24 protein-coding genes and 3 tRNA genes are annotated in these 23420 nt (G+C 64.7%); 12 read left to right on the top strand and 15 right to left on the bottom strand.

What is annotated here, in order from left to right:
- Window positions 1–11: 11 nt before the first annotated feature.
- Window positions 12–473 (top strand): MarR family winged helix-turn-helix transcriptional regulator, encoded by a 462-nt coding sequence (locus IWX81_RS07890; RefSeq protein ID WP_199280763.1) that lies wholly within the window; start codon window positions 12–14, stop codon window positions 471–473.
- A 26-nt stretch (window positions 474–499) separates the two neighbouring features.
- Window positions 500–1717, top strand: coding sequence for a DUF418 domain-containing protein (locus IWX81_RS07885; RefSeq protein WP_334593542.1), 1218 nt, complete (start codon window positions 500–502; stop codon window positions 1715–1717).
- Here IWX81_RS07885 and IWX81_RS07880 read toward each other — a convergent pair.
- Genes IWX81_RS07880 through IWX81_RS07865 form a run of 4 tightly spaced genes read right to left on the bottom strand, consistent with a single transcriptional unit; the run spans window position 1684 to window position 5126 of the window.
- Window positions 1684–2700, bottom strand: coding sequence for an NAD(P)/FAD-dependent oxidoreductase (locus IWX81_RS07880; RefSeq protein ID WP_199280761.1), 1017 nt, complete (start codon window positions 2698–2700; stop codon window positions 1684–1686). The two genes, IWX81_RS07885 and IWX81_RS07880, sit on opposite strands and share 34 nt — an antisense overlap.
- On the bottom strand, window positions 2697–3221 hold the full coding sequence (locus IWX81_RS07875) for an isoprenylcysteine carboxyl methyltransferase family protein (RefSeq protein WP_199280760.1): 525 nt from the start codon (window positions 3219–3221) through the stop codon (window positions 2697–2699). The genes IWX81_RS07880 and IWX81_RS07875 overlap by 4 nt, the downstream gene beginning before the upstream one ends.
- Entirely contained in the window at window positions 3218–4270 is a 1053-nt protein-coding gene (locus tag IWX81_RS07870; protein WP_199280759.1) for a type III polyketide synthase, read from the bottom strand. Before IWX81_RS07870 ends, IWX81_RS07875 begins: the two co-directional genes overlap by 4 nt.
- A gap of 40 nt (window positions 4271–4310) precedes the next feature.
- Entirely contained in the window at window positions 4311–5126 is an 816-nt protein-coding gene (locus IWX81_RS07865; RefSeq protein WP_199280758.1) for a DNA/RNA non-specific endonuclease, read from the bottom strand.
- A gap of 154 nt (window positions 5127–5280) precedes the next feature.
- Here IWX81_RS07865 and IWX81_RS07860 point away from each other — a divergent pair, with 154 nt between their 5' ends.
- A complete protein-coding gene (locus IWX81_RS07860) occupies window positions 5281–6042 on the top strand; it encodes an MSCRAMM family protein (protein WP_199280757.1) in 762 nt (253 codons plus the stop codon).
- A 165-nt stretch (window positions 6043–6207) separates the two neighbouring features.
- On the opposite strand, the gene IWX81_RS07855 is transcribed toward IWX81_RS07860, so the two are convergent.
- A tRNA-Leu gene (locus tag IWX81_RS07855) sits at window positions 6208–6291 on the bottom strand.
- Window positions 6292–6490: 199 nt separating this feature from the next.
- On the opposite strand from IWX81_RS07855, the gene IWX81_RS07850 reads away from it, so the two are divergent.
- The 7 genes from IWX81_RS07850 to pknB all read left to right on the top strand — a co-directional run bounded on the left by IWX81_RS07850 (window position 6491) and on the right by pknB (window position 15377).
- Window positions 6491–7198: an FhaA domain-containing protein gene (locus IWX81_RS07850; RefSeq protein ID WP_199280756.1), complete on the top strand. Its 708-nt coding sequence runs from the start codon at window positions 6491–6493 to the stop codon at window positions 7196–7198.
- Window positions 7198–7728: an FHA domain-containing protein FhaB/FipA gene (locus IWX81_RS07845; RefSeq protein ID WP_199280755.1), complete on the top strand. Its 531-nt coding sequence runs from the start codon at window positions 7198–7200 to the stop codon at window positions 7726–7728. Before IWX81_RS07850 ends, IWX81_RS07845 begins: the two co-directional genes overlap by 1 nt.
- A 4-nt stretch (window positions 7729–7732) precedes the next feature.
- Complete coding sequence (locus IWX81_RS07840; RefSeq protein WP_199280754.1) at window positions 7733–8977, top strand: PP2C family protein-serine/threonine phosphatase; 1245 nt, start codon at window positions 7733–7735, stop codon at window positions 8975–8977.
- A gap of 1 nt (window position 8978) precedes the next feature.
- Window positions 8979–10406 carry an FtsW/RodA/SpoVE family cell cycle protein gene (locus IWX81_RS07835; protein WP_199280753.1) on the top strand — a complete coding sequence of 476 codons (1428 nt, stop codon included), beginning with the start codon at window positions 8979–8981 and terminating at the stop codon, window positions 10404–10406.
- Window positions 10403–11857 (top strand): peptidoglycan D,D-transpeptidase FtsI family protein, encoded by a 1455-nt coding sequence (locus IWX81_RS07830; protein ID WP_199280752.1) that lies wholly within the window; start codon window positions 10403–10405, stop codon window positions 11855–11857. The genes IWX81_RS07835 and IWX81_RS07830 overlap by 4 nt, the downstream gene beginning before the upstream one ends.
- Window positions 11854–13530 (top strand): protein kinase domain-containing protein, encoded by a 1677-nt coding sequence (locus IWX81_RS07825; RefSeq protein WP_199280751.1) that lies wholly within the window; start codon window positions 11854–11856, stop codon window positions 13528–13530. The genes IWX81_RS07830 and IWX81_RS07825 overlap by 4 nt, the downstream gene beginning before the upstream one ends.
- Window positions 13531–13655: 125 nt before the next feature.
- Window positions 13656–15377: a Stk1 family PASTA domain-containing Ser/Thr kinase gene (gene pknB, locus IWX81_RS07820; protein WP_199280750.1), complete on the top strand. Its 1722-nt coding sequence runs from the start codon at window positions 13656–13658 to the stop codon at window positions 15375–15377.
- 32 nt (window positions 15378–15409) lie between these two features.
- On the opposite strand, the gene IWX81_RS07815 is transcribed toward pknB, so the two are convergent.
- From IWX81_RS07815 to IWX81_RS07805, 3 genes are read right to left on the bottom strand one after another with little or no spacing between them, the layout of a single operon-like run.
- On the bottom strand, window positions 15410–16045 hold the full coding sequence (locus IWX81_RS07815) for an anthranilate synthase component II (protein WP_199280749.1): 636 nt from the start codon (window positions 16043–16045) through the stop codon (window positions 15410–15412).
- The gene (locus tag IWX81_RS07810; protein ID WP_199280748.1) at window positions 16042–16203 is read right to left on the bottom strand and encodes a hypothetical protein; all 162 of its coding nucleotides are present in this window, start codon (window positions 16201–16203) and stop codon (window positions 16042–16044) included. The genes IWX81_RS07815 and IWX81_RS07810 overlap by 4 nt, the downstream gene beginning before the upstream one ends.
- Window positions 16203–16985, bottom strand: coding sequence for a class E sortase (locus IWX81_RS07805; protein ID WP_199280747.1), 783 nt, complete (start codon window positions 16983–16985; stop codon window positions 16203–16205). Before IWX81_RS07805 ends, IWX81_RS07810 begins: the two co-directional genes overlap by 1 nt.
- Window positions 16986–17078: 93 nt before the next feature.
- On the opposite strand from IWX81_RS07805, the gene IWX81_RS07800 reads away from it, so the two are divergent.
- Entirely contained in the window at window positions 17079–17324 is a 246-nt protein-coding gene (locus tag IWX81_RS07800) for a cell division protein CrgA (RefSeq protein ID WP_199280746.1), read from the top strand.
- 156 nt (window positions 17325–17480) lie between these two features.
- On the opposite strand, the gene IWX81_RS07795 is transcribed toward IWX81_RS07800, so the two are convergent.
- Both IWX81_RS07795 and IWX81_RS07790 read right to left on the bottom strand, forming a co-directional pair.
- Entirely contained in the window at window positions 17481–18194 is a 714-nt protein-coding gene (locus IWX81_RS07795; RefSeq protein WP_334593535.1) for a rhomboid family intramembrane serine protease, read from the bottom strand.
- 132 nt (window positions 18195–18326) lie between these two features.
- Window positions 18327–18839 (bottom strand): peptidylprolyl isomerase, encoded by a 513-nt coding sequence (locus tag IWX81_RS07790; RefSeq protein ID WP_334593533.1) that lies wholly within the window; start codon window positions 18837–18839, stop codon window positions 18327–18329.
- A 156-nt stretch (window positions 18840–18995) separates the two neighbouring features.
- On the opposite strand from IWX81_RS07790, the gene IWX81_RS07785 reads away from it, so the two are divergent.
- A complete protein-coding gene (locus IWX81_RS07785) occupies window positions 18996–19565 on the top strand; it encodes a hypothetical protein (protein WP_199280743.1) in 570 nt (189 codons plus the stop codon).
- A gap of 52 nt (window positions 19566–19617) precedes the next feature.
- On the opposite strand, the gene IWX81_RS07780 is transcribed toward IWX81_RS07785, so the two are convergent.
- The 5 genes from IWX81_RS07780 to gyrA form a co-directional block, all read right to left on the bottom strand.
- Window positions 19618–20031, bottom strand: a complete 414-nt coding sequence (locus IWX81_RS07780; protein ID WP_199280742.1) for an NUDIX hydrolase — start codon at window positions 20029–20031, stop codon at window positions 19618–19620.
- An 87-nt stretch (window positions 20032–20118) separates the two neighbouring features.
- A tRNA-Ala gene (locus tag IWX81_RS07775) sits at window positions 20119–20191 on the bottom strand.
- Between the two features lie 89 nt (window positions 20192–20280).
- A tRNA-Ile gene (locus IWX81_RS07770) sits at window positions 20281–20354 on the bottom strand.
- A 62-nt stretch (window positions 20355–20416) separates the two neighbouring features.
- Window positions 20417–20824 (bottom strand): DUF3566 domain-containing protein, encoded by a 408-nt coding sequence (locus IWX81_RS07765; protein WP_199280741.1) that lies wholly within the window; start codon window positions 20822–20824, stop codon window positions 20417–20419.
- Window positions 20817–23396, bottom strand: coding sequence for a DNA gyrase subunit A (gene gyrA, locus IWX81_RS07760; RefSeq protein WP_334593529.1), 2580 nt, complete (start codon window positions 23394–23396; stop codon window positions 20817–20819). The genes IWX81_RS07765 and gyrA overlap by 8 nt, the downstream gene beginning before the upstream one ends.
- Window positions 23397–23420 lie beyond the last annotated feature (24 nt).

Raw genomic sequence — 23420 nt, 5'->3', positions numbered from 1 at the left:
ATACTAACTAAATGACGGTGAATCCACAGCACCCTGATCCACGGGCCCTCGACCCACTGGCCCTCGACCGCCAGGTCTGCTTCGCGCTGGCCGCGGCATCCAGGAGTGTCATCGGCCTGTATCGCCCCGTGCTCGAGCCGCTCGGGCTCACTCACCCGCAGTATCTCGTGATGCTCGCCCTCTGGGAGAGGAGCCCGCGAACTGTGCGCGACATCGGCCAGGCACTTCGGCTGGAGCCCGCAACACTGTCTCCGCTGCTCAAGCGCCTCGAAAGCGCTGGCCTGGTGACCCGCGAACGCAATCCTGACGACGAGCGTGCTCTCGACGTCGAGCTGACAGGAGCCGGTCGTGCTCTCCGGCAGCAGGCCGAGCGCGTTCCCGGTCAGATCGTGGAGCGACTGGGGATGGATGTCACGGAACTCGAGCGCACGCGCGACGCCCTGACGCGGCTGCTGGCGGCCTCTGGCGCCTGAGCACCCGATCCAGAATGATGGGCACAATGAGTTCGATCCACACCCCACTGCCGACTCCGCTGGCCGAGCGTTCGCTTGCTCCCGACCTTGCGCGCGGAGCTCTCCTGCTGTTCATCGCCATCGCGAACGCGCCCTGGTACCTGTGGACCAGCGATTCCCGCGGGCTTTCGGCCTGGCCGGTCGAGGCAAGTATCGCCGACCGCATCATCCAGTCGATCTCGCTCACCGCCATCGACGGTCGCAGCTATCCCATGTTCGCGGCGCTGTTCGGCTACGGGATCTGGCAGCTCTACTCCCGGCAGCGCAGTTCGGGCACCGACCAGAAGTCCGCCAGGCGGCTGCTTCGCCGTCGTCACGCCTGGATGCTGGCGTTCGGCCTCGTGCACGCCGCACTGCTGTGGGCCGGCGACATCGTGGGGGCGTACGGACTGGTCGGCCTGATCATCGGCTGGCTGTTCCTCGACAGAGGCGATCGCACGCTCCGGGTGTGGATCGGCGTACTCAGTGCCGGGCTACTGGTGTTCGTCGTGGGCCTGTCTCTCCTGCCGGTGCCCCTTGACGACGAGGCTGACGCCGTCGACCTCGGCCTGGGTATCGCCACGGCGGACTACGGCGAATCCCTCGTGGAACGACTGCTCACCTGGCTCGTCCTGACCCCAGCGCAAGCGCTGGCCTTCGTCGTCCCCATCGCGATGCTCGTCGCGATCCTGGCGGCCAGGCACCGCGTGCTTGAGGATCCCACTGCGCACCTTCCACTGCTGAGACGCGCGGCTATCGTGGGCATCGGCCTGGGGTGGATCGGTGGCGGCGTCACCGCGGCACAGAACGCGAACCTGCTCGGGCTCGACGCGTCGGCCGATCCGCTCATCAGCGCCCTCCACAGCGTCACGGGACTCGCCTGCGGGCTGGGTTACGTCGCCGCATTCGGGGTCATCGCCGCAGGGATCACGACGACCGGCTCCTTCACCACAGCGCTGCGCTCGCTCGGGTCACGGTCGCTCACTTTCTACCTCGCGCAGTCACTCGTGTTCGCGCCTCTGATGAGCGCCTGGGGCTTCGGACTGGGTGCACACCTCGACTCCTGGTCCATCGCCCTGATCGCGGTGGTCGTGTGGCTGGTGAGCCTGGCCGTCGCCGCCCAGCTGGAGCGCCGTGGCATCCGGGGTCCTGCAGAGCGATTGCTCCGAGCACTGGCCTATACCGCGCTGGCCTATCGGGCCAACCGCTCGACCACAGCTCCGTAGAGCCCCGGGAGCATAGATGCCGCTGGCACGATGCCTGCGCGCAGGGGAGAGTTCGCCGCCCCCACCAGTCCCGACGTGAGCACTCGAAAGTCACGCGTCACTCGCCGCCACTGTCCGTCGTAGGCCGGACCGCCCGTCGCTGCCGCAACCGCGACCCTGGCCTGCGCGAAACCGAGCCGCAGCCCCTCGCCCGTGATCGCGTCGACATAGCCTGACGCATCACCGACGAGCAGCACTCTGCCCTTCGACGGTCGCGCGGCACGCTGGCGGAACGGGCCGGCGCCACGCAGGCTGCTGGCGGGCTCTGCGCCCGTGAGCCGCTCAGCGAGCTCAGGAATGCCCGCTACAGTCTCGGCGAAGTCGGTGCGGGAACCGCCGAGCATGGCCACGCCGACGATATCCGGAGCGACCGGGGTGATGTACACCTCGGAGCGTCGGGTCCAGTAGACCTCGATGAGTTCGCTCCAGGGCGCGACGGCGAAATGCTGGCGCAGGCCGAACCGGCGTGCACGGCGGGGACCTGGGCGCTCCAACCCGATAAGTCGACGCACAGGGGAGTGCAGTCCGTCGGCAGCGAACAGCCAGCCCGCCCGCAGCCCGGCCACAGTGACCCCCGTCGCGTCAGCATCGACCCGCTCCACTTTCGCGGTGACGCGTTCGACACCGAGTTCCTCTGCCCTGCGCGTCAGTGCCGAGTGCAGGGTCGTGCGGCGCACTCCGCGCCCGATCCCGCCGCGAAACAGGTAGTCGGCGTGCCGGTGGGCATCACGGTAGCTGACCCCCCGCAGCGGCATCCCCTCTGGCTCTACACCGAGTCGCGCGAGCAAAGGCAGGGCTCCCGGCATGAGCCCTTCGCCGCAGGCCTTGTCGATGGTGTCGTCGCGCTGCTCGATCAGCGTGACCGTCAATCCAGCCAGCCGCGCCTCGATCGCGGACGCCAACCCGACGGGCCCGCCACCGACCACCACGACGTCCACACTCATGCGAGTTGCCTCAGCGCCCTGTCTTCGGTCGGGATGCGGAACCCCAGCAGCAGCACAGCGTTCAGCACCGTGAAGGCTATCGCCGTGACCCACGCCGTGTGCACGAGCGGCAACGCTATGCCCTCCACGACCACGAGCAGGTAGTTCGGATGCGGCAACCACGCCCAGCGGTAGGGACCGCGAGCGATCCGACCCGCCCCGGGCACCACGATCACGCGGGTGTTCCACTGCGCTCCGAGCGAGCTGATGATCCAGTAGCGGCCGGCCTGGCACAGCAGCGCGATCACGAGCATCGGCCAGCCCAGACCGGGGATGAACGGCCGATGCGCGAGAACCACCTCGGCGATGCACGCCAGCAGCAGCCCGGTGTGCAGGGCGACCATCCACGGGAAGTGGCGCTGGCCGTATTCTGTGCCACCTCGAGCGAACGCGGCGGCGGCGTTGCGCCTGGAGACCGCGAGCTCGAACAGTCGCTCACCCCCGGTCGCGAGAATCAGGGCGACGTACAGGATGACGCTCACGGCCACTCCAGCAGCACGAACTCGGCGCTCACACCGGGGCCGAGGGCGAAGAGCAGGCCTTTCGACCCCGGCGCCACGCCGGCATCGATCGTGTCGGAAAGCACGTGGAGCACGGCGGACGACGACAGGTTCCCCACCCGGTCCAGCGATGCCCACGACAGCTCGAACGCCGACGCGGGAACCTCGAGCGCCTCGGCGAACGCCTCGAGCACGCGCGGGCCGCCAGGATGCGCGACCCAGGTGGTGACATCCGCTGTGCTGAGCCCATTGTCGGCGAGGAAGGCTGAGGCTTCAGCCGGGAAGTGCCGGGTGATCACGTCGGCGACACCCGCGGTGAGCACGATCTCGAACCCGCTGCCGCCCACGTTCCAGCCGATCACATCGGTCGTGTCCGGGTAGAACGAACTGCGGGTGTCGACGATGCGGGGGCCGGGTTCCGGCCGGTCGTCGCCGACGAGCACCACCGCGGTCGCGCCATCACCGAACAGCCCGGTGGCAACGAAGTTTCCCATCGACTCGTCGTCACGCTGCAGGGTGAGCGAGCAGAGCTCCACGCTCAACAACACACCCACCTCACCCGGATGCCCGACCAGATAGTCGTTGACGCGGGCGAGTCCAGCAGCTCCCGCGACGCACCCGAGGCCGAAGGACGGCATCCGCTTCACATCGGGACGCAGCCCGAGCCTCTGGACGAGCAGCGCGTCGATCGAGGGCGCAGAAATTCCGGTCACCGAGGTGAACATGACGAAGTCGACGTCGGGCGCCTCGAGTCCACAGGCCGCGAGAGCCGTGCGCAGCGCCCGCTCGGCCAGATCCGTCGCGACCTCGATGAAGATGTCGTTGGTTTCCCTGAAGGAACCGAGGCTGCGGTAGCGCTCGATCGGCAGTGCGGTGAAGCGTGTTCCGATGCCGGATGCCGCGTGCATCCGCTCCAGCACGGCGCGCCGGCCGGGCGCGGAGGTGATGAGGGGTGCGAGCTCGGACGTGATCTCGGACTGGGTGTATTCGTGGAGGGGAAGCACGGGGGCGACCGCCGCTATGCGGGTCATTTTCCGAACCTAACACGCGGCGGTGAGACAGTTGCCAGCGTTAGAGCTCGATCTCGTCGCCCGAGGCCAGTTCGCGCCAGTCTCCGCGGGGTCCGACCGGTTGTGCCGCCGGTGTCGGCTTGTAGCGATCGGCATCCACAAGCTGTTCGATGGTGAGACCGGTGAGTTCGGCGATCCGCTCGACGGGAAGCTGGAATGTGCGGAACGGGCCCAGCGGGGGCGGGTTTCCGCTGGTCAGTTCGCGCAGGTCGATGTCGGCCAGCAGCGGAGACTGGTCGAGCACGAATCCGGCCGTCCTCAGGGAGGCGGTGTCGTCGATCGTCACCGTCCAGGCCGCGATCTTCCAGAACATCCGCGGAATCCGCACCCCCCGATACAGGCCGTCGTCGGGTCTGAACACCGGACCGGTGAACACGCTGGCGTGCAGCTGGTTGGCCCCCGCGTATTCGAGCACGTGATCCTCGAGCCCGACCCACAGCTCCTTGCCCTGGTTGAAGGCGGCGGCCTGAGGTGCCGCATTCGTGTAGTTGAAGGTGTCGGCGTTGGCCTGTTTTGCCTCGTCTCCCCAGACCGGATCCCTGCGGCGCACCAGGTGCCCGCGATCGAGATCGTTCTTCGCGTACAACTCGGGTCCGGCCTGCTGGTCCTCCGCGACCCGCTTGTCGAGACGCCAGGTATTACCGCGCTTCACGTCGACGAGCTCGGCGCCGGCGATATTGACGGCGGTGGCCGCCGCTAGCCTGCGCGCAGGGTCGAGCAGAACCGTGAAGTGCGTGTAATCGAGCTGGATGACCGGCTGCTGCGTCACCGGCAGCTCGAGCTGCACGTCCAGGAAGCCAGCCTCGTATCCGCTCATGACTCGAGCGTAGCGACCGCCGGTGAGCGCCCATCGCAGATTCTCTGGCGGGCGAGCCGTTCGCTCCCGTAGCATCGCGAGCAAGAGCTTGACGGGTGACCCGTACCCCGCGCGGCCCGACAGGACAATGGCGCACACAACACGGGGGTTCAGCATGACGTTTCGGCAGCCGGTTCAGTTCACGCACGACCATCGGCGGCGGTGGGCGGCGGCCTTCACCGCCCTTCTCCTTGTCGGCGGCGGTGTCGCCCAACCTGCGAGCGCTCAACCCGCGAGCGCCGCGCCCACCGACGTCACACAGTCACGTGCCGCGCAGTCACGTGCCGCGCAGTCACTGACTGCGACGAGCACCGGCACTCTCACCGTCATGCTCATCACCGTCAGCGGCCAGAAGCTGCCGCTAGCGAACGTGGTGGTCGGCATCTACGGACCCCTGCAATTCAACGCGACCCAGTACACGGACGCCTCAGGGCAGACCACGTTCACGGGCCTCAGGCCGGACTGGCAGTACACGGTGGCGGTCTCCCAACGCGGCGACCACGGAATCTGGACCAGGCTCTCCAACTACCAGGAGAATGTCTCGGTTGCCGCGGGCGGCCGTCGCTGGCTGGCCCTGCGGATGCGGCTGGCCGGCTCGATCGGCGGACGCATCGTCAATCAGTCCGGCGTTCCGGTCGCGAACATGATGGTCAGGGCGTTCGGTGTCACCACGCGGACGAGCGAAATTGATTACACCGACGCGGACGGCTACTACGTGGTCCGAGGGCTGGCGACCGACAACTATCGGGTGGAAATCGTCGAGAATCCGGGTTCGCCGCTCATCATCCGCCGTGTAGTCCCCGTCAGTGACCAGCACGGCACTGTCTCCCAGACAGCCGTAGACAACGTCAACGGCATCCTGCAGCAGCCGTATTAGCGCCGGTGCGCGAGGGGGGACTTGACGCCCACACCAAGCCGCCATCCCAGCACGCTGGTCTGGACTGCATGGTTCGGGGCCCAGCGCGCCCAAGGTACACACCCCTTGCGCCTCAACGAATGAAGGCGCCCCCCAAAAAACGGGGGACGCCTTCATTCGTTACGGTGCGCGAGGGGGGACTTGAACCCCCATGCCCTTTCGGGCACACGGACCTGAACCGTGCGCGTCTGCCAATTTCGCCACTCGCGCTCACCTGTCGGAAGCGAGCCACCGACTGAGCGAGATTATCACAGTACGAGGGGGCATCGGATGCGCGCGATCCCAGTGATTCACTGGCAGCGGCGCAATCACCCACGTGTGAATCGACTGGTTTTGTGGTGGCGGGGCGGTCGCGCCAGCGGCCAGCGGCTAACATCGGTATCCAGTAAGGGCAATAACAAGGAGTGTTTTGGGTCTTCTGGACAGCTTTGAGAAAGGTCTCGAGCGCGCCGTCAACGGTGCGTTCGCCAAGACCTTCAAAAGTGGGCTCCAGCCGGTGGAGATTACCAGCGCCCTTCGACGCGAGCTCGATACAAGAGCAGCCGTCGTCTCGCGGGAGCGCATCCTTGTCCCCAACAAGTTCACCGTGCACCTCAATCGCGTCGATTACGAGAGGATGACCGGCCTCGGCCAGACCCTCATCGACGAGTTGACCGGTCTCATGCAACAGCACGCCGCGGCCCAGCACTATTCCTTCGCCGGCGGTATTTCGATCACGCTGGCCGAGGATTCCACGCTCAGCCAGGGCATGATCGAGATTCAGTCCGTGAACGTCAAGGGCACTGTCGCCTGGACCCCGGTGCTCGAGATCAACGGAACGCGACATCCCATCACCCATTCCCGCACCATCATCGGTCGCGGCAGTGACGCGACCATCACGGTCGACGACACCGGCATCTCGCGCAAGCACGTCGAGATCCTCTGGGACGGTTCGAAGGCCGAAGTCAACGATCTCGGCTCGACGAACGGCTCGCTGCTGAACGGCACAAAGGTCAACCGCGCGCCGCTCCCGCCAGATTCCGTCATCGACATCGGCAGGACCAGGATCGTGTTCAGAGTGCTGGCACAGTCCGCCGGCTCTTCCGAGCTCTCGGGTCGGCGGGATGGCATTCGCTGATGAGTGAACTCACCCTCCTCATCCTGAGGATCGCCTTCCTCGTGGTGCTCTGGGGCTTCGTTTTTGCGATCGTCTACGCCCTCAGGTCCGACCTGTTCGGCCAGAAGGTACGCCGGCTGCCGGCCTCGGCCGCCGCTCAGCCCGCTGCACCGATCCAGCAGCAGTACTCGGCTCCAGAGCCGATGACGGAGCAGCTCTCGGCGCCACGCCAGCCCTCGAACTCACCGTCGACGTCCCTCGACGCACGTCGCCTCGTCATCACCGGCGGAGCGAAGTCAGGGCTGGAGATGGATCTGCCCGCCGAGTCCATGACCATCGGCCGCTCCAACGAGTCTGCGCTGGTGATCCGGGACGACTACACGTCGACCCACCATGCCCGACTGCTCCTGTGGGCGGACGGCTGGGTCATCCAGGATCTCGATTCGACCAACGGAACGTTCCTGAACGGAACCAGGGTGCTGGTTCCGACGCAGGTTCCGTTGAACACCCCCGTCAAGATCGGTACGACGAGTTTTGAACTGCGGCGGTAGGTGAATGGCTACCACGGGGAAGAGTGCGGCGGTCTCGCACGTCGGCAAAGTCCGAAGTAACAACCAGGACAGCGGATACGCCGGCCAGTACCTGTTCGTCGTCGCCGATGGCATGGGTGGCCACGCCGGCGGCGACGTCGCGTCGGCTATCGCGGTCAAACGGATCACCGAGACCGATCGAGCGTATTCCTCTCCGCACGATGCCGAGTTCGCGCTGCGCACCGCACTGCTCGCCGCAAACTCGCTGCTCGCCGAGACCGTGTTCGAGCACGCCGAACTCACCGGGATGGGCACCACCGTCAGCGGCATCCTGCGTGTCGGCAACCAGATCGCGCTCGCGCACATCGGTGATTCGCGCATCTACCTTCTCCGCGACAACGTGCTGACGCAGGTCACCGCCGACCACACCTTCGTGCAGCGCCTCGTCGACAGCGGCCGGATCACCGCAGAAGAGGCCGCAGTCCATCCACGCCGCTCCGTTCTTATGCGCGTGCTCGGTGACGTCGACGCGTCTCCCGAGATCGACACGGCCGTGCTCGACACCAGACCGGGCGACCGGTGGCTGCTGTGTTCCGATGGGCTCAGCAGCTACGTCAGCGACGACAAGATGCACCTCGCGCTGTCGACGATTCCTGCGGCCCAGTCCGCGGCCGAGAAGCTCGTGAGGGACAGCCTCGACCAGGGCGCTCCAGACAACGTCACAGTGGTCATCGTCGATGTCGACGATTCGGCGGATTCCGCGCACACGCCGCCGCTCACCGTCGGATCCGCGGCCGTTCCGCTGGTGTTCGAGAATGACGTCGTGCGCCGGCCCCTCCGGCTGCCGAGCCTGCTCCTTCATCCCCTCAAGGCGTCGCCTCCCGAAGACAGCCACTTCGAACCGGAGTCAGACGACTACCTGACCGCCCTGATCCAGGAAGACCGTCGTCGCGAGATCCGTCGTCGCGTCAGCTGGCTCGCGTTCATCGTGATCGTCACCGGCCTCATCGTGGCCGCCTGCGTCATCGGCTACGAGTTCACGCAACGCCACTATTTCGTCGGCGCCGAGAATGGCAGGGTCACGATCTTCCAGGGCGTGCAGCAGGATCTCGGGCCGATCTCGCTCTCGCACGTCTACCGCAGCACCACCCTGCAACTCGACGATCTTCCGCTGTACCAGCGCGATACCGTCGAGGCGACCATCAACGCAGACAGCATCGAGGACGCCGAACGCATCATCGAACAGCTGATGAGTGTGGGGACGCCCTGACGTGACCACATCGACCGACACCGGAACCCTGTCGACTCTCACGTCGACCATCCGATTGCGCCTGAAAGTTCCGGCAAAGCTGCGCAACCTCGAACTCGCGCTGCTCATCGTCGCGATCGGTATCGACCTGGGTGCCATCGCGCTCGTACAGCTCGGTGCGCTCGGCCAGCTCGAATCCAGCATGCTGGTCCAGGTCGGGATGCTCGGGGTGCTGGTTCTCGTGCTGCATGTCGTGCTGCGTGTCGTGGCCCGAGACGCCGATCCGCTCATCCTGCCGATCGCCACTGTGCTGAACGGCCTCGGCATCGCCATGATCTACCGCGTCGACCTCGCCTACGAGTTACAGGGCTGGGACAACGGGGGAGTGCGCCAGGTTGCCTGGACCGTGCTCTCCATCGTGATCGCGATCGCCGTGCTGCTGGTGGTGCGCAACCACCGTGTGCTGCAGCGCTACACCTACATCGCGATGGCCAGCGGCATCCTGCTGCTCATCCTGCCGATGCTGCCGCTCATCGGCAGTGACCTGGGAACCAGTGCACAGCTGTGGATCAAGGTCGGACCGTTCTCGTTCCAGCCCGGTGAGCTCGGCAAGGTGGCGCTGGCGATCTTCTTCGCCGGCTACCTCGTGACGGCCAGGGATTCGTTGTCGATGGTCGGGCGCAGGATCCTCGGAATGCAGTTCCCGAGAGCCCGCGACCTCGGGCCGGTGCTCGTCGTGTTCGCCGCATCCATGCTCGTGCTGGTGGTGCAGCGTGACCTCGGAACTGCCCTGTTGTACTTCGGCCTGTTCCTGGTGATGCTCTACGTCGCCACCGGACGCTCGAGCTGGATCGTGTTGGGCCTCGGGCTCTTCTTCGTCGGCGCTTTCGTGGCGAGCCAGACCCTCAGCTACGTCGGCGGGCGCGTGGATGCGTGGCTCGACGCGTTCAATCCCGAGATCTACGAGGCCACGGGCGGCAGCTACCAGCTGGTGCAGGGGATGTTCGGCCTGGCGGATGGCGGCCTCATCGGTACCGGTCTCGGGCAGGGAAGCCCCGAGATCACACCGCTGGCCGAGAGCGACTACATCATCTCGGCGCTCGGTGAAGAGCTCGGGTTGATCGGCATCTTCGCCATCCTCGGTCTCTACCTGCTGTTCGTCTCCCGCGGATTCCGCATCGGCTTCGCCGGGCAGGACGACTTCGGCCGACTTCTCGGTGTCGGTCTCTCCTTCGTCATCGCGCTGCAGGTCTTCGTGGTCATCGGCGGCGTGACCAGGGTCATCCCGCTGACCGGGCTCACGACCCCGTTCCTCGCCGCCGGGGGTTCGTCCCTGGTCGCAAACTGGATCATTGCTGCGCTGCTGCTGAGACTGTCGGACAGCGTCAGGAGCCAGCCGCTTCTCGTGGTGGACCCCATTCCCGAGAACCGACAGGTGGTGAGCAAGTGAATAAGGAACTGAAGCGCGTCAGCACGGTCGTGTTGCTGATGTTCGTGGCCCTGTTCATCTCCACGTCGATCATCCAGGTGGTTTCCGTCGACAATCTGAAGGCCGACGGTCGCAATTCGCGCACGCTGTACGCGAGTTACTCCGCTGAGCGCGGCCCGATCCTCGTCGATGGCCAGCCCATCGCCCTGTCGCAGCCGAGTGACGACGAGTTCAAGTTCCAGCGGGTGTACACGAACGGGCCCCTGTACGCGCCGGTCACCGGATACCTCACCCTGAACCAGGGCAACACCGGTCTCGAGGATTCGCTCAACGACTACCTCAGCGGCACGTCGAACAACCAGTTCTTCGACCAGGTCAACGCGATCGTCACCGGGCAGAAGCCCAAGGGCGCCTCGGTGGAGCTGACGATCGACCCCGTCATCCAGCAGGCGGCCTGGGATGCGCTCGGCGACTATGAGGGTGCCGTCATCGCGATCCGCCCGAAGACCGGCGAGATCATCGCCATGGTGTCCAAGCCCACCTTCGACCCCAACCTGTTCGCCGTGCACGACTCAACGCAGGTCATCGACACCTACAACCAATTGCTCAATGACCCCGCTGGGCCGTTGTTCAACCGCACGCTGGCCGGTGCGCTCGACCCGCCCGGTTCGACGTTCAAGCTCGTCGTTGCAGCCGCCGCTATCGACAGTGGCAGCTTCACCGCCGACAGCGCGTTCCCCAACCCCGCAACGCTGACACTGCCGCAGTCGAGCTTCCAGATCAGCAACTCGGATGAAGCACCCTGCGGTCCCGGGGAAACGGCGACTATCGCGACCGCGGTCCGGCTCTCCTGCAATATTCCGATGGCCGAGCTCGGTCAGCAGCTCGGCTACCGCGCCATCCTCGACCAGGCGGAGAAGTTCGGATTCAACGAGAGCATCGACGTCCCGCTCAACTCCACTGCCAGCGTGTACCCGCGAGTGCTGGACGAGCCGAGCACCATGCTCTCGGCGTTCGGCCAGAGCGAGGTACGCGCATCCCCGCTCCAGATGGCGATGGTGTCGATGGCGATAGCCAATGGAGGAACGATCATGAAACCGAACCTGGTGGAGAGCATCCTGTCGTCGAACCTGAACTCGATCGAACAGTTCACCCCCGCGGAATTCAGGCGGGCGATGAGCGAGCAGACCGCGGCCACGATGACGGATCTCATGGTCGCGTCTGTCGCCAACGGCGCCGCGAATACTGCCACAATAGACGGGGTCGATGTGGCGGGTAAGACCGGTACAGCAGAGAATGGCGCGGGCGATCCGTACAGCCTGTGGTTCACCGGTTTCGCGCCGGCACAAGACCCTGAGGTTGTGGTCGCCGTCGTCGTGCAGAACGGTGGCGGGCTGGGTCAGGATGGCCTGTCCAGCAGAATCTCGGCTCCCATTGGCAAGCAGGTATTAGAGGCGGTGTTGAACAGATGAGACCATCGAGTGGGCTCACCTTCGGTGGCCGTTACCAGCTCTCCAGTCGTGTCGCCATCGGCGGCATGGGCGAGGTGTGGCAGGCCACAGACCTGGTCATCGGTCGCACCGTCGCCATCAAGATCCTGAAAGACGAGTACCTCGGCGATCCCGGGTTCCTCGAACGTTTCCGTGCAGAGGCTCGCCACGCGGCGCTCGTCAACCACGAGGGAATCGCCAACGTCTTCGACTACGGAGAAGAAGACGGCAGCGCCTACCTCGTGATGGAACTCGTGCCGGGTGAGGCCTTGAGCGCGATCCTCGAACGCGAACGCGTGCTCTCCACCGACCGAGTGCTCGATATCGTCGCCCAGACCGCGGCCGCTCTGCAGGCAGCGCATGCCGCCGGGCTTGTGCACCGCGACATCAAGCCCGGAAACCTCCTGATCACCCCCGACGGCCGCGTCAAGATCACCGACTTCGGTATCGCCCGCATCGCCGACCAGGTTCCCCTCACCGCCACCGGACAGGTCATGGGCACCGTACAGTACCTGTCGCCGGAACAGGCGAGCGGGCATCCTGCGTCCCCGAGCACCGACATCTACTCGCTCGGGATCGTGGCATACGAATCCCTGGCCGGCCGACGGCCCTTTACCGGCGAATCGCAGGTCGCCATCGCCATGGCGCAGATCAACGAGACGCCACCCGAATTGCCGGCGACGGTCGCCGATCCCGTTCGTAACCTCGTGTACGCCTGCCTGGCCAAAAACCCGTCAGATCGTCCAGCCTCTGCGACGCATCTCGCGCGTGCCGCCCAGGCATTGAGGCGAGGGGATGTCGCGGCCGCCGCCGCCGCCGTACCCGGCGTTCTCGGCGACGGTACCCTCGCGGCCACCGTCGGCCCCAACTACGGCCAGAACACCCAGGCCACCAGGGTGATGACCACGCAGGGCGCCGTGCCCACGCCGACCGCGCCCATCGAGACACCGACCCGCAACCCGTGGACGTGGCCGCTGGTCATCCTGATATCGCTCCTCGCCCTGGTGCTGATCGGAACCATCATCGCGCTCGTCGTGAACCCGCTCGGAGACCAGACGGCGCCGACCTCGACACCCCCGACGAGCGCCGCGCCGACCAGCGCTGCGCCGACCTCCCCTACGCCCACCACGAGCGACAGGGTCGCCCTCGACCCCACCGAACTCGAGGGTCGCACGAGGGATGTCGTCGAGGCCAGGCTGACCGAACTCGGCCTTATCCTCGATGGCCGGGACGGCACGGTCGCTCCCACCGTGGAGCAGGAGGGTCTCGCGTACAACGTGACACCGTCCGGTAACGTGCGCCTGGGCGAAACCATCACTGTGTCCTTCTATTCGGCGATTCCTGCCCCGCCGAGCGCCACCAAGCCTCCGGCACCGACAGCTTCTGCCGGTCCCTACCTTCCCGGCTCTGTCGTCACGTTCAGCTGGCCGGCATACTCGGGCTGCCCGGCAGATCACCCGCTGAGCGGCTTCAACGTCCAGGCCATGAACGGCACACCGGAGAATTCGAGCCAGCCCGCTAACGCCACCTCCGCCGACATCACCATCTCCAGCACGGTGGGCGACTCGACCTCGGTGACCTACACGGCAGTGTGCACCGATTTCGAATCGCCCCTGTCAGACGCTGCCTCCGTCACGGTCGTAACGGGACCCTAACGGTCCCGGTGCGCGCCGGGGTTCACATCGGCCCAGCGGTTACACTGTCGAGAGCAACGATTCCGCAGAACGGGTGCTCGCAGCCAGTGCTCGGATCCAGTTCCGCGACAACCAGGAGATAGACCGTGATCGAAGGCGTGGCGCAGGGTGTGCGTGAACTCGCCGGGCGGTACCAGATCGGTGAACTCCTGGGGCACGGCGGCATGGCTGATGTGCATCTCGGCACAGACAACCGTCTCGGTCGGCGCGTCGCGATCAAGCTGCTCAAGCCGTCGCTGGCCCAGAACCCTGCATTCCGCACCCGCTTCCGCCGTGAAGCTCAGGATGCGGCCAAGATGGCGCATCCGACCATTGTCAGGATCTTCGACGCCGGTGAGGAGTCGATCAAGGATGACCGCGGCGCTGAGATTCTCGTTCCCTACATCGTCATGGAGTACGTGGATGGCCGACTCCTCAAAGACATCGTTGCCGACGGGCCGCTCGAGCCCGCTGAGGCCTGCCGCATCATCGGCCAGGTGCTGACCGCTCTCGAGTACTCGCACCGTGCCGGCGTCGTGCACCGCGACATCAAGCCGGGCAACATCATGATCACCACCAGCGGCCAGGTCAAGGTGATGGACTTCGGTATCGCTCGAGCGATCTCCGATTCTTCCGCGACCATCGCCGAAACCAGCGCGATCGTCGGGACCGCCGCGTATTTCTCTCCGGAGCAGGCTCGCGGCGAGAGCGTCGATGCCCGCACCGACCTCTACTCGACCGGCATCATGCTGTTCGAACTCCTGACGGGGCGCACACCGTTCCGTGGCGAAAATCCGGTCGCTATTGCATACCAGCACGTCAATTCGGAAGCCCCGGCCCCGAGCTCGCTGAATCCGAAGGTGTCGCCGGCCCTCGATGCCGTCGTCCTCCGTTCGCTCGCCAAAGACCGCTTCGGGCGCTACCAGAGTGCGAGCGACTTCAGGGCCGATGTCGAGACTGCCGCGGCAGGATCGGTCCCCGTGCGCAAGCAGGTCGCGACCAACGACTTCAACAGCACCCTCTTCGGAGTGAATCCGACGTCGACCGCCGGATCCGAGGCCGCAATCCGCCAGTTGACTATCGATCGTGACGACCGCGTCACTCGAACCCAGAACCGCCCACCCGTCGCCTGGATCTGGGCGGGAATCGTCACCATGGTGGCGGTCATCGCAGCAGTGATCTTCTGGACCTTCAACCTCACCCCCGCCAATCTTGCTCCGAACCTCTCGACCGACGTGCCGAGCGTCGTTGGCCAGAGCTACGACGTCGGTGCGGCCAGTCTCGAGGGCAGCAACCTCGTGCCGCAGAAGCTCACCGAAGCCAGCAATGACATCCCCGAGAATGTGATCATCCGCACCGACCCTGTCTCGGGAATTCCCGTGTCACCGGGCACCACCATCAAGGTATACGTGTCATCCGGAGAGCTCACGGTCGCGGTTCCCGATGTGTCGCGCATGGCCGAGGCGGATGCGATCGCTGCGCTGGAAGCAAAGAAACTGGTCTACGGCAGCACGAGCAGAGACTATTCGCCCGACCTGCCGGACGGAACTGTCATCCGGTCCGACCCTGCTGCCGGCGCGACCGAGCAGAACGGCGAAAACATCCGCGAGGGTGACACCGTCAATCTCATCGTCTCCAACGGGCTGGTGAACGTGCCGGATCTCGCGGGTAGTTCCCTCAAGGACGCGAACGATGCTCTCAGCGCCTTGCAACTCAATGTCAACGTGACCACGGATGCCGGTTGCTCGGGGGGAACCGTTTCCGGACAGTCGGTCACAGGGGAGCAGGCTCAAAAGACCGCTGTGACATTGCGGGTCTGCAGCGCCTGAGTCCTGGGCGATCGCCCTCCGGCTTCGGAGACCTAGAGCTTCACGAGCGGGTTGAGGCCGCGCGCCGTTTCTGCCGCCGTGGCCAGCCCGGCGACCGTGAGCCAGTTGCCGAGCATCCGGTATCCGCCCTCGGTGAGCACCGACTCCGGATGGAACTGCACGCCGAACACGGGCTGGCTCTCATGCCTGACGCCCATGATCACACCACCCTCGGTTCTCGAGGTGACCACGAGGTCATCGGGCACTGTCGAGTCGACGACCGCGAGGGAGTGGTATCTCGTCGCGCGGAAAGGGTGGGGAACCCCGTCGTAGAAGCCACTGCCGTCGTGATCGATCATCGATGTTTTGCCGTGCATGAGCTCGTCTGCGTGGGTCACTGTGGCTCCCATCGCTTCGGCGATCGCCTGGTGGCCGAGGCAAACTCCGAGAAGCGGCTGTCCAGCGGCGATAGCGGCATGCACGATCGGGATGCTCACCCCGGCGCCAGCGGGGGTTCCGGGGCCCGGCGACAGCAGCACAGCGTCGTAGTCGCGGATGACGCCGGCCGCGGCATCCGTCGAGAACGCATCGTTTCGCATCACCTCGGTCTCCGCACCGAGCTGGATGAGGTATCCGTTCAGTGTGTAGACGAAGCTGTCGTAATTGTCGATGACGAGTACGCGCGTCATGGTTGGTTCACCGTGACCTCCTGTGGGGTGACGAAGTGGTCGGCCCAGGGGAACACCCAGAACACGAGTGCGGCGAGTATTGCCGCTGCGAGGATAAGGAGAAGGAACACCCTCGACCACCACGGTCCGGGCAGCACGCGCCAGAGTGCACCGTACATCAGCCCGCTCCGTTCGCCTGCGTCAGCGCCGCTATCTCAGCGGGTGCGCCGCCCGCACGCGGGTACCACGTGTCGAAGAGTGAATACACGATGATGCGTTCATCAGCCGTGAAGACCGGGTTGCAGCTCGTGAGGGTCAGGATGCGATCGGTGGGGGAGATGCCTGGTGCCTGGGGAACCGGATCGAGAACCCCGACACCGGTTGCCGGCACATACTCGAGACTGCGAACGACGTAGCGGTACCACCCCGCCTCCATCTCGAGGTAGATGGAGTCGCCCACCTGGAGCTTCTCGATATCGAAGAAGGGAGAACCGTTGCCCGTGCGATGGGCCGCAAAGGCGGCGTTACCCACGTCTCCAGGGGTCTGTGTGCCCGGATAGTGGCCGATTCCGGTCCGGAGAACATCGGCACCGATTCCCTCGGCGACAGGTTTGGTGTAGTCCGCACCCAGTCGTGGCACAATCAGGTTCGCGAACTGCTCGGCATTCTCCGGAGCTGCCTGGATGACAGGCGGCCCCGGGTCTGGCCTGTCGGCGGGTTCGGCCGGCGCGGCCGGCTCACCCCTGCTCCAGGACTGGCTCAGGGCCTGTGCTTCGCCTGATTGTGCATTGCTGCTCAGGAGATTTCCGAGCCAGACCTGCCAGCCCAGGAACAACAGCACCACCACTCCCGCGGTGATCAGTAGTTCGCCGAGCACACCCACCACGCTGAGCCGACGCCGCGACGACGCTGCGCGCTTCTCGTGGCCACGGTTTAGGCGGCGCCCCTCAACTGTGGCCATAGTGACGATTCTAAACTGCGGATACCCTCTCGAACCCCTGCGATTGCTGGGTACCCGGCCAGCTCCGGCAGGTATCAGGCTAGAATCTTCCCCATGGCCCGTACGACATCTCGCTCGAAGACCGAACGTCCCGCCGAAAACCGCACAGGTGAGCAGGCACCGAACGCTGTGTGGTTCAAGCCTGTCATGTTCGGGTTCATGCTCCTCGGGCTCATCTGGATCATCGTGTTCTACGTGAGCAACAACACTCTGCCGATCCCCGGCATCGGCGCCGGCAACATCCTGATCGGTTTCGGGATCATGTTCGTCGGCTTCCTGATGACGACGCGCTGGCGCTGAGCCCGCCGACCGATCGGACGGCTGACCAGCACTTCAATCGAGCATGGCCGATAACTAATGGCGATAACTACACGGCTGTAGTTATACCCATTGTGGAAAGCCTGTGGATAACTTTCCCTCCCATCCCGGAGCCTCAAGAATGGCCGCCAGGACTGGTCAGAAGCCGTAGAGCTGGAGGCCCACCACTGTCAGCGCGAGCACCGCGGCGACGATGCCGCCCACGAGCGCGATCTGGATGCCGCGCTGGTCACGCCGACGAGTCCTCAGGTAGACCAGCGCCACTGCGCTTCCCACCACGAGTCCACCGAGGTGCGCCTGCCACGCGATATTGGTCCCCGGCAGGAATCCGATGACGAGATTCAATCCGATCACGATGAGCAGCTGAACATTGTTTCCCCCCAGCTTCCGCTGGATGACGAAGTAAGCGCCCAGCAGCCCGAAGATCGCACCGGATGCCCCCACCACCGGCGTGAAGGGGGCGAGCAGTAACACCGCCACCGATCCTCCGAGCCCACTGATGAGGTAGAGGGCGAGGAATCGCACCCGCCCGACCATCCCCTCGAGCAACGGCCCGAAGATGAACAGGGAGAACATATTGAACAGGATGTGCAGCAACGACCCCTGTGAGTGCACGAACAACGAGGTCAACAGTCTCCACGGCTGGCTGGTTGTGAAGGGGCCGAAATACGCAAGCGCATTGGTGACCGGGCTGCCCGGGAGTAATTGCAGCACATAGACCAGAGCCGTGACTCCGATGATGCTGAACGTGACGACGGGAGCATCCCTCGTACGCCGCAACGAACTGAGGATGGCGGGCTTGCGTCTGGGCGCACTGGCCTGGGCCTCCCGGATGCACTCAGGACAATGCACTCCGACGGCAGCCTGGGTCTGGCATTGCGTGCAGATCGTGCGCCCGCAACGCTGACACAGGATGTAGCTCTGGCGGTCCGGATGCCTGTAGCAGTAGCTGGCCGAAGTGCTCGGCTCGCTTGTCACCGAGGTTCAGACCTCGTCGATGGTGACGCTCTCGATGACGACATCCGTGAGCGGCTTGTCGCGCGCATCGGTGTCGACACCTTCGATGGCGTCCACGACCCGCTTCGATTCCTCATCCGCGACGACACCGAAGATGGTGTGCTTGCCCTGGAGCCACGGGGTCGGCACCGTGGTGATGAAGAACTGCGAGCCGTTCGTGCCCTTGCCTCCGCGGGTTCCCGCGTTGGCCATGGCCAGCACGTACGGCTGCGAGAAATTGAGGTCGGGGTGGATCTCGTCGTCGAACTCGAACCCGGGGCCGCCGGTGCCCTGGCCCAGTGGGTCGCCTCCCTGAAGCATGAACTGCTTGATGATGCGGTGGAAGACGATTCCGTCGTAGAGCTTGTCTGTGGAGACCTTGCCGGTCGAAGGATGCTTCCACTCGATCGTGCCCGAGGCGAGCCCGGAGAAGTTCGCAACGGTCTTCGCAGCGTGGTTGCCGAAGAGGTTGAGCTTGATGGTGCCGAGTGAAGTTTTCATGGTCGCGACCGCAGTATGCATGCCTCAATTCTTGCATAACGACCCTGAGCGCATGCCCCTATCATCCAGTCGCCTCACAGGCAACGCAGTACCTCTCATCCATGCGACATGACAGTATGGTGGGACGTTTCGATTCCCCACTGGAGGTTTTCCCTCATGGCACTATCACGCAAGCGCCGCAAAGAGCTCAAAAAGTTGAAGGGTCAGGCCGGAGACCTGTGGGATGACCAGAAGGAACTGCTCGAGCACGCGAACCGCGTCGTGCGCGAGGCTCGCCGACAGGCATCCCACTACGCGCGCGAAGAAGTATCGCCGCGCATCCGAGACAAGTACGACGACACCCTGAGGCCAGTCGTCACCACGGCCCGTTCTGCTGCAGAAAGCGGCCTGTCGAGCGCTCGCTCGGCTGCGAGTCACACTCGTCACCGCATCTCCGATGACGTCATCCCCGGCGTCACGTCTGCCTTGGGTGCCGCTCTGGCGGCGATCGAGGTTGCGAAAAACCACCAGGTGCAGGATGCGGTCAATCGCGCCACGAAGTTCGGCACCCGGGTCGGTATCGTCAAGCCCAAGCCGACCTCAGGGCCCGGCAAGTACATCCTGATCGGCTTCGGCGTGGTCGCCTTCGCTGTTATCGCCTACGCGGCGTTCCAGACCCTGCGTGCCGACGACGACCTGTGGGTCGAGGACGACGCCATCGACACTCCTCTCGCCAACGAGAGCTGATCCACAGCTTCTCTCGAAACGGTCCGCGCCTCGGGTGCCGGCCGTTTCGCGGTTAACCTGCGCGCCACGCGTTCAGGCCGACGTCGACCAGGCTCACGCGGGCAAGTTGCGGCACCTCGACCAGAGGGAACCACCGTGCTTCATTGCTCGAGCCGTCGACCTCGTGGGTGAGTTCACCGGCGGTGATGCTGGCCTCGTACACGATCCGGAACGAGTGCAGGGGAACGGGATCCGACCCGAGGCGCGCGTGCCCGGGAATCACGATGGAGTCGGCGCTGAGCAGCCTGCCGAGAGCGGCGGTGAATCCTGTCTCTTCGCGGATCTCGCGGATAGCGGCATCCGTCGGCTGTTCGCGCTGCTCGATACCACCGCCGGGAAGCGACCACTTTCCGCCATGGTGCCAGTAGGTCAGGAGGATCGCTCCGTCCACGACGATCACACCGTAGGCGGCCACGCGGATGTCCATGTCGAAAGCTTAGGTGCGAAACTTCTGGGTAAGAAAAAAGCGTCGCCCTGACCGGGCGACGCTTCGACTTCTGTGGAGCCTCTTCTGTGGAGCCTAGGGGAATCGAACCCCTGACCTCCTGCTTGCAAAGCAGGCGCTCTACCAATTGAGCTAAGGCCCCGCGCACCACGACTCCGTGAAGATTCGTGACACCCGGCAAAATAATCAGGTGATGCATCTGTTCAGGTTGACCCTTGTCAGGCCAACCAGTGGGGATACGTGGACTTGAACCACGGACCTCTTCGTTATCAGCGAAGCGCTCTAACCGCCTGAGCTATATCCCCCAGACCAGATAAGAACATACCTTATCCCGGCCGGTTCTCTGTAATCGGTGCGGTGTTGTCGATCAGTTGTTGGTGAAGCCCACCAGCAGTCCGCCGGTGATGCGCACGCTGAAGTTGTAGAGCATGCTGGCAATCGCACCGAGTGCGGTGCCCACAACCACGTTCAGCACAGCGATGACTATCGCGAACAGGGCCACCTGGGTCAGTGACACGCTCGTCGTCACGCTGAAGGTCGGGTCACCGAGAATGTCCTTCAGGATCGAGTCGAGGTCTCCGAAGATCCCGGTGGAGTTCAAGACCACCCAGATCAGCACGACCGCCACCACGAGCACGATTCCGAGAGAAACAGCGATGAGGAAGGAGAACTTCACGGCGGACCAGAAGTCGATGTAGACCAGCTTGAGGCGGACCTGCTTGGTGGCTACCTGGCGCTGCGATTTGCGCTGCAGTTTCTCGGCGACACTACTCATCTGGCGACTCGTCCTTCCCAGAGGATTCCACCGCGTCCTGGCCGGTGTCGACCGGAACGGCTGGCTCCTGGTTTTCTAGATTTCGTTCGCTGTTGCGAGCGATGGCGATGATCCGGTCATCCTCCGCGAACCTGGCGAAGACCACTCCCATGGTGTCACGACCCTTCGCCGGAACCTCAGCGACAGACGAGCGTACCACCTTGCCGCTGGCAAGGACCACCAGCACTTCGTCGTCATCGTCGACGATCAGGGCCCCCGCCAGGTCGCCCCTGGCCTCAGCGAGTTTCGCGACCTTGATGCCGAGACCGCCCCTGTTCTGCACGCGGTACTGGTCGACCGAAGTGCGCTTGGCGTATCCACCCTCGGTCACGACGAAGACAGATCCACTGTCGGTGACGACGCTCGCCGACAGCAACTGGTCTTCGTCCCTGAAGTGCATGCCGATGACCCCGGAGGTCGATCTGCCCATGGGTCGCATGGCGGCATCGGATGCGGTGAAGCGGATCGACATGCCCTTGCGGGAGACCAGCAGCACGTCTGAATCCTCCTCCACGAGCATCGCGGAGACGACCTCATCGCCCTCGCGGAGGTTGATCGCGATGATTCCGCCGGTGCGGTTGGTGTCGTACTCGGTGAGGGCCGTCTTCTTCACGAGGCCACCGAGGGTGGTCAGCACCAGGTACTTCGCGGCGGCGTAGTCGGGAATGTCGAGAATCTGTGCGATCTCCTCGCCCGGCTGCATGGCCAGCAGGTTCGCGACGTGCTGTCCCTTGGCATCGCGGCCGGCTTCCTGCAGTTCGTAGGTCTTGGCCCGGTAGACGCGTCCTGTGTTCGTGAAGAACAACAGCCAGTGATGGGTCGTCGTCACGAAGAAGTGGTTGACGACGTCATCCGCCCTCAACTGTGCGCCCTTGACCCCGCGACCGCCGCGATGCTGGCTGCGGTAGTTGTCGCTTCGCGTGCGCTTGATGTAGCCGCCGCGCGTCACTGTCACCACCATCTCCTCTTCGGGGATCAGGTCTTCGACGCTCATGTCGCCATCGAAGCCGAACATGATCTCGGTGCGTCGATCGTCGCCATACTTTGCGATGAGGTCCGTGAGCTCTTCGCTGACGATGTCACGCTGGAGCTGTGGGCTCGCCAGGATTACCTTGAACTCGGCGATCTCGAGTTCGATCGTCGCGAGGTCTTCCATGATCTTTTGGCGTTCGAGGGCGGCCAGGCGGCGCAGCTGCAGGTCGAGAATGGCGCGAGCCTGTAGTTCATCGACGGACAACAGGGCGATCAGCCCCTCGCGAGCCTCTTCGACGGTGGGGGAGCGGCGGATCAGGGCGATGACCTCATCGAGCGCGTCGAGCGCTTTCACGTACCCGCGCAGGATGTGTGCGCGCTCCTCGGCCTTGCGCAGCCGGTAGGCGGTGCGCCTGACGATGACGTCGATCTGGTGGGTGGCCCAGGCCGTGATAAAGCCGTCGATGGACAGCGTGCGCGGGATCCCGTCGACGATCGCGAGCATGTTCGCGCCGAAGTTCTCCTGCAGTTGCGTGTGCTTGTACAGGTTGTTCAGCACGACCTTGGCGACAGCATCGCGCTTGAGCACGATGACCAGTCGCTGGCCCGTGCGACCGGATGTCTCGTCCCTGATGTCGGCGATCCCGGCGAGCTTGCCGTCCTTCACCAGGTCGGCGATCTTCAGGGCCAGGTTGTCGGGGTTCACCTGGTAGGGAAGCTCGGTCACGACGAGGCAGGTGCGACCCTGCAGCTCTTCGACGTTGACGACCGCGCGCATCGTGATGGATCCACGACCGGTGCGATACGCATCCTGGATGCCCTTGATTCCCAGGATCTGCGCGCCGGTGGGGAAGTCCGGCCCCTTGACGCGCTGGATCAGCGCCTCGATGAGCTCTTCTTTGGTGGCGTCCGGGTTGGCGAGATGCCATAGGGCGCCCTCGCCTACCTCGCGCAGGTTGTGCGGGGGGATATTCGTCGCCATGCCGACCGCGATACCGACGGATCCGTTGACGAGCAAGTTGGGGAAACGGCTGGGCAGGACCGTGGGTTCCCGCGTTCGGCCGTCGTAGTTGTCCTGGAAGTCGACAGTGTCTTCTTCGATGTCGCGGACCATCTCCATGGCGAGCGGAGCCATCTTGGTCTCGGTATAACGATGAGCCGCAGCGCCGTCGTTTCCCGGGGATCCGAAGTTCCCCTGGCCTAGAGCGAGGGGATACCTCAGGCTCCACGGCTGTACCAGGCGCACCAGCGCGTCGTACACCGACGAGTCGCCGTGCGGGTGGAACTGCCCCATGACGTCACCGATGACGCGAGTGCACTTCGAGAATCCCTTGTCCGGGCGATATCCGCCGTCGTACATCGCGTAGATCACGCGGCGATGCACGGGCTTCAGCCCGTCACGCACTTCAGGCAGTGCGCGACCGACGATGACGCTCATCGCGTAATCGAGGTACGAGCGCTGCATCTCCAGCTGGAGATCGACCTGCGTGATCTTGTCGTGGGACTCGTCGACGATCTTGTCGGCGAAGGTCGGTTCTTCTGGTTCTGTTACGTCAGCCATTGGGGTGCCTTCAGTCTTGTTACG

Source organism: Salinibacterium sp. CAN_S4 (genome assembly GCF_015752305.1).
Taxonomy (GTDB): domain Bacteria; phylum Actinomycetota; class Actinomycetes; order Actinomycetales; family Microbacteriaceae; genus Rhodoglobus.
This window is presented reverse-complemented; position numbering and strand designations above follow the sequence as displayed.

Bases quoted from the DNA above. Each gene is read 5' to 3' on its own strand.
- IWX81_RS07890 (WP_199280763.1), top strand. From the start codon at position 12: ATGACGGTGAATCCACAGCACCCTGATCCACGGGCCCTCGACCCACTG.
- IWX81_RS07885 (WP_334593542.1), top strand. From the start codon at position 500: ATGAGTTCGATCCACACCCCACTGCCGACTCCGCTGGCCGAGCGTTCG.
- IWX81_RS07880 (WP_199280761.1), bottom strand. From the start codon at position 2,700: ATGAGTGTGGACGTCGTGGTGGTCGGTGGCGGGCCCGTCGGGTTGGCG.
- IWX81_RS07870 (WP_199280759.1), bottom strand. From the start codon at position 4,270: ATGACCCGCATAGCGGCGGTCGCCCCCGTGCTTCCCCTCCACGAATAC.
- IWX81_RS07865 (WP_199280758.1), bottom strand. From the start codon at position 5,126: ATGAGCGGATACGAGGCTGGCTTCCTGGACGTGCAGCTCGAGCTGCCG.
- IWX81_RS07860 (WP_199280757.1), top strand. From the start codon at position 5,281: ATGACGTTTCGGCAGCCGGTTCAGTTCACGCACGACCATCGGCGGCGG.
- IWX81_RS07845 (WP_199280755.1), top strand. From the start codon at position 7,198: ATGAGTGAACTCACCCTCCTCATCCTGAGGATCGCCTTCCTCGTGGTG.
- IWX81_RS07840 (WP_199280754.1), top strand. From the start codon at position 7,733: ATGGCTACCACGGGGAAGAGTGCGGCGGTCTCGCACGTCGGCAAAGTC.
- IWX81_RS07825 (WP_199280751.1), top strand. From the start codon at position 11,854: ATGAGACCATCGAGTGGGCTCACCTTCGGTGGCCGTTACCAGCTCTCC.
- IWX81_RS07815 (WP_199280749.1), bottom strand. From the start codon at position 16,045: ATGACGCGCGTACTCGTCATCGACAATTACGACAGCTTCGTCTACACA.
- IWX81_RS07810 (WP_199280748.1), bottom strand. From the start codon at position 16,203: ATGTACGGTGCACTCTGGCGCGTGCTGCCCGGACCGTGGTGGTCGAGG.
- IWX81_RS07805 (WP_199280747.1), bottom strand. From the start codon at position 16,985: ATGGCCACAGTTGAGGGGCGCCGCCTAAACCGTGGCCACGAGAAGCGC.
- IWX81_RS07800 (WP_199280746.1), top strand. From the start codon at position 17,079: ATGGCCCGTACGACATCTCGCTCGAAGACCGAACGTCCCGCCGAAAAC.
- IWX81_RS07790 (WP_334593533.1), bottom strand. From the start codon at position 18,839: ATGAAAACTTCACTCGGCACCATCAAGCTCAACCTCTTCGGCAACCAC.
- IWX81_RS07785 (WP_199280743.1), top strand. From the start codon at position 18,996: ATGGCACTATCACGCAAGCGCCGCAAAGAGCTCAAAAAGTTGAAGGGT.
- IWX81_RS07780 (WP_199280742.1), bottom strand. From the start codon at position 20,031: ATGGACATCCGCGTGGCCGCCTACGGTGTGATCGTCGTGGACGGAGCG.
- IWX81_RS07765 (WP_199280741.1), bottom strand. From the start codon at position 20,824: ATGAGTAGTGTCGCCGAGAAACTGCAGCGCAAATCGCAGCGCCAGGTA.
- gyrA (WP_334593529.1), bottom strand. From the start codon at position 23,396: ATGGCTGACGTAACAGAACCAGAAGAACCGACCTTCGCCGACAAGATC.